Raw genomic sequence first — 8,743 nt, 5'->3', positions numbered from 1 at the left:
TCTGCAGGAAACCCGCGCCGCGCTGCGCGGCGTGGCGCCCGAGGGGCTGCGGGCGCTGGAGAATGCGCTCGCCGCCCTGCCCGCCCCGCGCGAGATCGTCGGCGCGCCCGATCCCGAGAGCGCCGCAGAGGCGCTGCGCCGGGCCGAAGACGCGCTCGCCGCCGCCGAGACCGCCTTCGAGAGCGCCCGGGGCCGCGACGAACAGGCCCGGCTCGCCGAGATCCGCGCCCTCACCACCCGCGAGGCCGCCGCCACGCGCCTCGCCGAACTGCGCGAGACGCTCCCCGAGGACCCCGATACCGCCGCCACCGCGCTCGCCGAAGCGCAGGCCGAGGTCGAGACCGCGCTCGCGACCGCCCGCGAAGCGCTCGCGGCTCTGCAGGGCGAGGCCCCAGACCTGACCAGTGCCGAGGCCACGCTGACCCGGGCGCAGGCAGTGCTGGATCAGGCCGCGAAGCGCCAGCGCGAGCTCTCTGAACGCAAGGCGGCGCTCGACACCGAGATCACCTTGCGCGCTGGCGAAGGTGTCGAGGAAGAGCTTGCCGCCACCGAGGAAGCCCTGACCAAGGCCACCGAGCGGGCAGCGCGCTACGGCTTTGAGCGCGACACGCTGGTGCTGCTGAAGGAGACGCTGGAAACCGCCCGCTCGGAGGCGCGCGAGCATTACTTCGAGCCGGTCACCCGCGAGCTTGCGCCGCTGCTGCGCCTACTCTGGCCCGAGGCCGAGCTGGTCTTCGATGAGGACAGCGCCCTGCCGCGTGCGCTGTTGCGCGGCGGTCAGGAGGAGCCGATGGAAGTGCTCTCGGGCGGCACCCGCGAGCAGATCGCGCTGCTGGTCCGGCTGGCCTTTGCGCGGCTGCTGGCGCGCGGCGGGCGGCATGCCCCGGTGATCCTCGACGACGCGCTGGTCTATACCGACGACACGCGTATCGAGCGGATGTTCGACGCGCTGCACCGGCAGGCGGGCGATCTTCAGATCCTCGTGCTCACCTGCCGCCAGCGCGCCTTCCGCGATCTTGGCGGGCAGATGCTGAGCTACGAAAGCGGGGAGCTTCCCGAAGAAGCGCGCTAGGCCGTCAGGGTCAGGCGGCCGCGCGCTGCAGCGCCTCGCGCAGAAAGTCGAACTGGTCCTGCCCGTAGTAGCGCTTGCCGTGCAGCAGGTAGGTGGGCGAGCCGAAAATCTGCTTGGAGATGGCGTCGTCGGTCACCGTCTCGGCTTCGTCCCGGACATCTTCGGTCTGCGCCAATGCGAGGATTCGCGCTGCCGGAAGGTCGATGGATTCGAAGGCCTCTTGCAGATCGCCCGGGTCTGCGATGTTGCGGTGCTCGGCCCAGACCCCGCGCAGACAGGCAAAGGTCACGGCATCCTGATCCAGCCCCAATCGCCCGGCGGCAAGGATGCAGCGGCAGGCCAGCCGGGGGTCGGTCGGCCAACTCGGCGGCATGGCGGCCATGCGCAACCCGCGGATCGCCGCCCAGCGGGCCTGATCTTCGATCCGGTAGCTGCGGCGCGGCTCGGAGTGGTCGTAGGGCGGCGTCACCCCGGCGGCCTCGTAGACACGCGCCACCTCCATCGGCAGGAACCGCACCTTCGCTCCGCACCGCCGCGCGATCCCCATCAACTCCTGATGGCCGAGGTAGGCATAGCCCGACATCGGTGCAAAGAAGTAGTCGATCACGGGAGGCAGGCTCATTCGGGACTCCGGGATGGCTTGGTGGGCAGCATCAATGCGATCACGCCCGGCGGGGATCTCGGCTGGCAGGGCCGCGCGGGGCCGGACACTCTGTATCAATGAGGCCAAATGCCGGCGAAACGGTCAACGCTGCTGCCTCATGACGAGCCGGCGACGCGGTGAAGAGACCGCGACTGCCCAAGGCGAGCGGCAAGATCCCGCCAAGACGGCCCCGCGAAAGCCCGCATTCTCCGCAGTTTTGAAACGCTTTGAGCGCGGCCCTGGCCGGCCCTAGCCGAGGTCCTCGGAGGGCAGCGCCGCAAGCGCCTCGCGCAATGCGGCAACACGCTCGGCGACCTCCGGGCTGTGCTGCCCGGCGCGGTCAGACCAGGCGCTGAAGCGATCGAGCAGCGGCAGGAAGAGCGCGATCTCCTCGGCGCCCCAGTCCCTCAGGAAGCTGCCGAGCACGAGGAACTTGTAGGCCCGCACCGCAGAGACGATCTCGGCACCCGGCGGGGTCAGTTCGAGCACCGAGCGGCGGGCATCTTGCTGGCTCACCGCGCGGCGGATCAGCCCCATGCGGATGAGCTCCGAGGCGATACGGCTGGCGCGAGAGGGATCGATCCGCAGCCGCGCGGCGACAGTCGACACCATGGTCTCGGCATCCTCCGCACAGGCAGAGGCATCATCGAACTCTCCCTCGGGAGCACGCACCGCGAGCAGGACGTCGAGCTGCGCAAGGTCGATGGACAGCCCGAGATCGACCAGCGCGCGCTCGCCAAGCTCGCGCTTCATCACCCGCCGCCGCCACTTCTGCAGCGCCACGTCGATCTCGATCGCCGCCTGCGCAGAGGTGTCGTCTATCCCCGCCTGCCGCAGGTGCTCCCGGATTCTCGCGTCCTTGTCCGGCATGGTGGCGCGCTCCAAATTACGTGCTGTTGACATGTATATGCCTTCGGCACATATATGCCCTCAGCAATCATTTTTCGCAAGGTGCCCTCGCGACTCGCCCGACGGTCGATCGTGCGCGCCCTGCTTGCCCTGCCATGCCGCCGGGCCATCCAGCCCTTAGGAGCCCCGCGCATGAGTGACCGCGCCGATCCCGTTGATCTGTCCGAGCCCGGCGCCGCCCCCGCCACGCACGATCCGGCCGTGGTGCGACTTGCGCTGATCGCGGTGGCGGCGACGCTGCTCTTCGCCTCGCTGGGCCAGACCATCGTGTCGACCGCCATGCCGATCATGGTCGCCGACCTTGGCGGCATGGAGCATATAACCTGGGTGATCACCGCCTACCTGATGGCCTCGACCATCGGCGCGCCCATCGCCGGCAAGCTTTCGGACCTCTACGGCCGCAAGGCGGTGCTGCAGAGCGCCATCGGCGTCTTCCTTGCAGGCGCCGTGCTCTGCGGCTTTGCCACGGGCATGGGGATGATCATCGCCGGGCGCCTGATCCAGGGCGCGGGCGCTGGCGCCCTGATCGTGACCTCGATGGCCGTGGTCGGTGATCTGCTGCCCGCCCGCCAGCGCGGCCAGGCGCAGGGGCTGATGGGCGCGGCCTTTGGCGTGTCGACCGTGATCGGCCCGCTGCTTGGCGGCTTCATCGTGCAGCATTGGTCATGGCACTGGATCTTCTTCGTCAACTTCCCCGTCGGCGCGCTCGCCTTCGTGGTGCTGGGCATGGCCCTGCCGTCGCGCACGGACCGCAGCCGGAAGTCGGTGGATTACGCAGGCGCTGTGCTGCTGGCGACGATCCTCGCCTCGGCAGTGCTGATCTCGAACATGGGCGGCAGCGTGCTGGCATGGAGTCACCCCGGCGTGCTGGCGCTGGCCGCGCTCGGCCTTGCCGCGCTTGCGGGCTTCGTGCTGGTCGAGCGGCGCGCGCCCGAGCCGATCCTGCCGCTGTCGCTGTTCCGGAACAACGCCTTCGTGACCGTGAACTCCATGGGCTTTCTCATCGGCATGGCGATGTTCGGGACGATCACCTTCCTGCCGCTCTTCCTCCAGGTGGCCAAGGGCATCTCGCCGACGCAGTCGGGCCTGTTCCTCGTGCCGATGATGGGCGGGCTGCTGGGCGGCTCGATCGGCGCCGGTCGGATCATGTCGAAGCGCGGCACCTACAAGGTGATGCCGATCCTGTCGACGGCGCTGCTCTGCCTGTCGATGCTGGCGCTCACACGGCTGTCGGGCGACACACCGCTGTGGCTGCTGGCGCTCAACATGGTGGGCGTGGGGCTCGGCCTCGGGCCGGTGTTCAGCGTTGGCGTCACGGCGATCCAGAACTCGGTGCCGCGCAGCATGATCGGCGTCGGCACCGCCAGCGCCAACATGTTCCGGCTGATCGGCGGTTCGATCGGCACCGCGGGCTTCGGGGCGATCTTTGGCCTCGGCCTCGCGCGCAACCTCGAGGGGCAGCTGCCCGAAGGCATGGGCGACGGCATCCGAAGCATGAGCGCCGAGATGGTCCACGCGCTGCCCGCGGCGCAGCAGCAGGCGATCATCGAGGGGTTCAGCACCGCCCTGCACCCGGTGTTCTTCATCGCGGCGGCCGGGGCGGCAGTGGCCTGCGCAGTGGGATTCCTGCTCAAGGAGCGCCCGCTCGAGGACTGACGCGCCGAAGCCAGCGCCGCCCCAAATCAGGAGGCGAGGCCCGCAGCCTGCCCACTGGCGTCATCTTCCGTGTCCGCAGACCACGGCTCGTCGGGCGCGGTGCTTTCCAGTCGAGAGCGCAGGTAGTCCACCGCCCGAACCGGCGGGTAGACCGGCGCCCCGGTGCCGGGAAGCGCCGCGATCAGGCTCTCGGGATTGGGATCGAGGAAGAAGGCCACCGAATGGCGCGGGCGGACCGGCGGCAGCACGCGGTGGGTTGTCGAGACATAGATGTCATTGGTCCAGCGCATCAGGCAGTCGCCGATATTGACGATGAGCGCACCCGGCAGCTGCGGCACATCCATCCAGTGCCCGCCTCGGGGGCGCACCTGCAGCCCCGGCTCGCCGTCGGTCGCGAGCAGGGTCAACGCGCCGTAATCGGTGTGGGCCGAGGCCCCGCGCTCGTCCGCGGCCCCGGTGCCGGGCAGATAGCGGAGCAGACGCAGCGTCGCCATCGGTTCGCTGAAATGCGGCGAGAAGAAATCCAGCGGCACCCCGAGGTCCATCGCCACCGCCTCGTGCAGCTTCGCCCCCAGCGCCCACATCTCGGCGTAATACTCCAGCATCGAGTCGCGGAAATCCGGCAACGCCGGCCAGAGGTTCGCCCCGCGGAAGGGCTCCTTTGCGAGCACCCGCGGGTCGTCGGGCGAAAGTTCGAGCCCGATGTTGAAGGCCTCCTTGCGGTCGGGATGATCCGCCCCGTCCTGCTGCTCGGAGCCGATGCGCGCCCAGCCCCGGTTGCGCGGATTGCCCTCGATCGACAGCGGCAGCTTGGCGGACTCGGGCAAAGCGAAGAAGGCGGCTGAGGCGGCAAAGACCCGCGCGAGCAGCTCCGGCGAGATCGGCGGGTTGGCCAGCAGGAAGAAGCCATCCTCGCGGCAGGCCTGCCCGAGTGCGAAGGCAAATCCCTCGGGATCGTCGCTGAGATCTTCGAAATCGAGGACGGGGATCATCGCCGCTCTCCCTCCGTGGACCGAGCCACCCGGTGGCCTCAGGTCGCGGTCCGGGCAGGTTCCGACAATTCTCCACCTTCCGAAGGGCTTCGCAAGCGGTTTGGCTCGCGCGGTTGCGCGGATTTGTGCCAACTCACCCGGACCGGGCCGAGCGATCGGGCCAAACGCGCGCGATGCGCCGCCTGGATGGGCTCAACCGCGTCCCCGGCGGAAAAGCTGCGCCAAGCGGCCGTTCGGTGCTGGCAGGAAGCAGCAGGTCAGCACGAAACGAAACGGATCGATGACCATCATGGCACGTGTCCCCGGGGTTGAAGCGCCAGGGCGTCCCCTTGCCCCGGCGATCTCAGGATGCCCCGGCGGCATCACGGATTCGTGACGCCCAAGTGACGGTACGGTGACGCTGCAACCCGTTGGAAAGAAAGCCCCGAAAGGGCTTTTGCGAGCTCCCTCGAACGACCTCGTCAGTGCCCCTTGATGAGCACCGCGCGGAAGTCGTTGACATTGGTGCCGGTCGGCCCCGGCGCAAAGAGATCACCGATCACGTCGAAAGCCCCCCAGGCGTCGTTGCGCGAGAGCGCCGCCATGGCATCTCCCCCCGCCGCGCGCAGCCGTGCCGCGCTGCTGCCATCGGCAAAGGCCCCGGCATTTTCCTCTGTGCCGTCGATCCCGTCGGTGTCCGCGGCAAGCGCATGGATGCCCTCCACCCCGTCGATGGCATGGGCAAAGGCGAGCAGGAACTCGGTGTTGCGCCCGCCGCGCCCGCCCTTGCCGCGCAGGGTCACCGTGGTCTCGCCGCCCGAGAGCATCACCACCGGCGCGGCAAAGGGCCGGTTTCGCGTCGCCACCTCTCGCGCCATCGCCGCATGCACCCGTCCCACATCGCGTGCCTCGCCCTCCATGGCGTCCGACAGGATCACCGCCGGCAGGCCCGCCGCCTCGGCCTTCGCCGCGGCGGCTTCCAGAGACAGCCGGGCCGAGGCGACGACCTTCACCTCGTTGCGGGCGAAGACGGGATCGTCCGGCTGCGGCGCGGCAGCGGCCGCGCTGCGCATATGCGCAAGGAGGTTGTCGGGCAGCGCGATGTTCCAGGCCTCGACCATCGCCAAAGCCGCCGCCCCGTCCACCGCGTCGGGCACCGTCGGACCCGAGGCCACCTGCGCGGGATCGTCCCCTGGCACGTCCGAGACGATGAGGCTCACCACCCTTGCCGGGGCGCAGGCGGCTGCCAGCCGCCCACCCTTGATCCGGCTCGCGTGCTTGCGGATGGCGTTCATCACCCCGATCGGAGCCCCCGAGGCCAAGAGCGCCTCGTTCAGCGCCTGCTCGTCGGCCAACGTCAGACCCTCGGGCGGCGCGGGCAGCAGCGCCGAGCCGCCGCCACAGACCAGCGCGACAACCAAATCCGCCTCGGTCAGCCCCTCGACCGCCTTGAAGAGCGCCGCGCTCGCCTCGAGCCCTGCCGCGTCGGGCACCGGGTGGGCGGCCTCCATGACCCGGAGCTGCGCGCAGGGCACGGCATATCCGTAGCGGGTCACAACAACCCCCTCGATCGGACCGTCCCAGAGCGTCTCGAAGGCGCGCGCGAGCTGCGCCGCGCCCTTGCCGAGGCCGATCACGACGGTGCGCCCCTCGGGCTTCTCGGGGAGCGCGGCGCGCAAGGCCTGCTCGGGATCCGCGGCCGCCACCGCGGCTTCGAAGAGCCCGGTCAGAAAGGTCTTTTCGTCAGTCACTCGGGGTCCTCCTCCGCGCGTGGTCCGTGTCGCTCCAGGCGCGCAATTCGATGTGCCGGGCCCGGGCCGGACCGTTGTGGCCCAGGTCGAGCGCAATCTCCAGCCCCGCCACCGCCCCGTCCGAGGCGGCGACATGCGCCTGCACCGCGCCCAACAGCCCTGCCAGCGCCTCCGCCTGCCCCGCACCGAGGCCAAGCCGCGCGGCCAGATCGCGGCAGGCGCGCGGGGAGAGCGGCAGGAGGCCCGCTGCGCGCGCACCCGCGGGGGCCGCCAGCTCGGCGAGATAGCCAAAGCCCGGATCGGCACTCAGCCCAAGATGCATCGGCGCGACGCCGGGCTCACCGAGCTGCAGGTCAAGACCGAAAAGCGCCCCCACCGCCGCGCCGCCCGTCACCACCGGGGGCTCCGCCCCCGGGCGCGGCAACAGCAAAGCCTCGCCTCCGGGCGCCAGGCGGCCCGCCTCGATCGCGGCGCGCAAGGCCTCGATCGACGGGCTCAGCCCGGCCAGCGGGATCACCCCCGCCTTCAGCAGCTCGAGCGCGCGCGCCTCGGTCATCTCGGCCCGGTTCGGCGCCAGCAGCGCCAGCGGCATCCCGACATGCTCGCGCGCCAGCGCCGCGGCCTGCGCCGCCCGGGTCCAGCCCCCCTCGCCGACATGGCGGATCACCGCCAGCGAGAGCACCGCGTCGCCCAGCATCATCTCGGTAAAGACCCGGGCCAGCGCCACGGCATCGCCATCGGTCAGCCCGGCGCAGTCGAGCGGATTGTCCACGGCGCGTCCCGGAGGCAGCGCGCGGGCCAGTCCCTCGCGCTGCCGCGGCCCCAGCGGCGCAAAGCACAACCCCTGCGCGGCGGCGAGCCGTTTCGCCCAGTCCACCAGCCCCGGACCGCAGGCCATGGCGGCGAGCGCATTGGCGGGCAGCGGGCCGACCAGATGCAGGATCCACAAGGCCTCGACCAGCGCCGCGGGCCCCTCGACATGCGCGATCCCGGCGCGCTTCAGCAGCGCCGCCGGCCCCGGCCCCAGCCTCCGGCTCCAGTAAATCACCGCCTTGCCGTGCTGGCGCGCAAGCCGGCCAAGCTCGAGGCAGTCCGGCGGCGCTGGCGGGCCGTCCGCCTGGATCGCCAGCACCGTCACCCGCTCGTCCGCCAGAAGCTGCGCGGCCAGCGGCAGCAGCCCCGGCCCCGCGGCCCCGCCCAAAGGAACCGCACAGGCCAGCGGAAGGCCGTGCCGCAGCGACAGAAACCGTGCGAGGCGCCCGGTCTCCGACAGGAGCAGCGCCGGGCCGCGCGCGCTCGGCCGAATGGCCTCCACGCCGGGCCAGAGCGGCAGGCGGCTCAAGGCCGAGAGCAGCCCCCCCGCGAAGACCGGCAGAGGCAATGGGGCGAGGTCGGCAAGGCTCGAGGCGTCGAGATGCGGGCAGACGGCGCCCCCCGCCCCGCGCTCCGCGAGGGCCTCCAGCGCCGCGCGCAGCGGCGCGCCCCGCAGCCCCACATAGGCAAGATCGGGGGCTCCCGGCAAAGCCGCGATTCCGGCCACCGAGGCAAGGCCCGCCACCGCCGTCCCTGTTTCAGTCACGGGCCAGAGGTCCCACGCGTATCCAAAGGCGCGCAGCGCTCCGATCACCGCCGACAGCTCGTCGGCGGGGCCAATCATCGCGATGGACCGTGGCGAAAGGCTGCGGGACAGATCTTCGGACATGATACAAACACCGGCTTCTACTCGGGAAGTGTCACCCGA

The 8,743-nt window shown here is 70.8% G+C and carries 7 protein-coding genes; 2 read left to right on the top strand and 5 right to left on the bottom strand.

Features of this window, described 5'->3' with window-relative positions:
* A partial coding sequence (locus tag G0D83_RS19465; RefSeq protein ID WP_370457278.1) for an ATP-binding protein occupies positions 1–1,072 on the top strand: 1,072 nt, incomplete at its 5' end.
* A gap of 10 nt (positions 1,073–1,082) precedes the next feature.
* On the opposite strand, the gene G0D83_RS19460 is transcribed toward G0D83_RS19465, so the two are convergent.
* Both G0D83_RS19460 and G0D83_RS19455 read right to left on the bottom strand, forming a co-directional pair.
* The gene (locus tag G0D83_RS19460) at positions 1,083–1,694 is read right to left on the bottom strand and encodes a 2-hydroxychromene-2-carboxylate isomerase (RefSeq protein WP_235940180.1); all 612 of its coding nucleotides are present in this window, start codon (positions 1,692–1,694) and stop codon (positions 1,083–1,085) included.
* A gap of 270 nt (positions 1,695–1,964) precedes the next feature.
* Positions 1,965–2,585 carry a MarR family winged helix-turn-helix transcriptional regulator gene (locus G0D83_RS19455; RefSeq protein WP_235940177.1) on the bottom strand — a complete coding sequence of 207 codons (621 nt, stop codon included), beginning with the start codon at positions 2,583–2,585 and terminating at the stop codon, positions 1,965–1,967.
* Positions 2,586–2,756: 171 nt separating this feature from the next.
* On the opposite strand from G0D83_RS19455, the gene G0D83_RS19450 reads away from it, so the two are divergent.
* Positions 2,757–4,280 (top strand): MDR family MFS transporter, encoded by a 1,524-nt coding sequence (locus G0D83_RS19450; protein ID WP_164196415.1) that lies wholly within the window; start codon positions 2,757–2,759, stop codon positions 4,278–4,280.
* Between the two features lie 26 nt (positions 4,281–4,306).
* Here G0D83_RS19450 and G0D83_RS19445 read toward each other — a convergent pair whose 3' ends face one another.
* The 3 genes from G0D83_RS19445 to G0D83_RS32295 form a co-directional block, all read right to left on the bottom strand.
* Complete coding sequence (locus G0D83_RS19445; RefSeq protein ID WP_164196414.1) at positions 4,307–5,272, bottom strand: isopenicillin N synthase family oxygenase; 966 nt, start codon at positions 5,270–5,272, stop codon at positions 4,307–4,309.
* A 461-nt stretch (positions 5,273–5,733) separates the two neighbouring features.
* Entirely contained in the window at positions 5,734–7,002 is a 1,269-nt protein-coding gene (locus G0D83_RS19440; RefSeq protein ID WP_370457277.1) for a glycerate kinase, read from the bottom strand.
* Positions 6,995–8,704 carry a hypothetical protein gene (locus G0D83_RS32295; protein WP_235940176.1) on the bottom strand — a complete coding sequence of 570 codons (1,710 nt, stop codon included), beginning with the start codon at positions 8,702–8,704 and terminating at the stop codon, positions 6,995–6,997. Before G0D83_RS32295 ends, G0D83_RS19440 begins: the two co-directional genes overlap by 8 nt.
* Positions 8,705–8,743: the final 39 nt, after the last annotated feature.

It is taken from the genome of Salipiger sp. PrR003, assembly GCF_010500785.1.
In the GTDB taxonomy this organism is placed as follows: Bacteria; Pseudomonadota; Alphaproteobacteria; order Rhodobacterales; family Rhodobacteraceae; genus Salipiger; species Salipiger pacificus_A.
The sequence above is the reverse complement of the archived record's forward strand: the minus strand, read 5'-3'. Positions and strand labels throughout refer to the sequence as shown.

Coding starts and splice junctions, on each gene's coding strand:
- G0D83_RS19445 (WP_164196414.1), bottom strand. CDS start 5,272: ATGATCCCCGTCCTCGATTTCGAAGATCTCAGCGACGATCCCGAGGGA.
- G0D83_RS19450 (WP_164196415.1), top strand. CDS start 2,757: ATGAGTGACCGCGCCGATCCCGTTGATCTGTCCGAGCCCGGCGCCGCC.
- G0D83_RS19455 (WP_235940177.1), bottom strand. CDS start 2,585: ATGCCGGACAAGGACGCGAGAATCCGGGAGCACCTGCGGCAGGCGGGG.
- G0D83_RS32295 (WP_235940176.1), bottom strand. CDS start 8,704: ATGTCCGAAGATCTGTCCCGCAGCCTTTCGCCACGGTCCATCGCGATG.
- G0D83_RS19460 (WP_235940180.1), bottom strand. CDS start 1,694: ATGAGCCTGCCTCCCGTGATCGACTACTTCTTTGCACCGATGTCGGGC.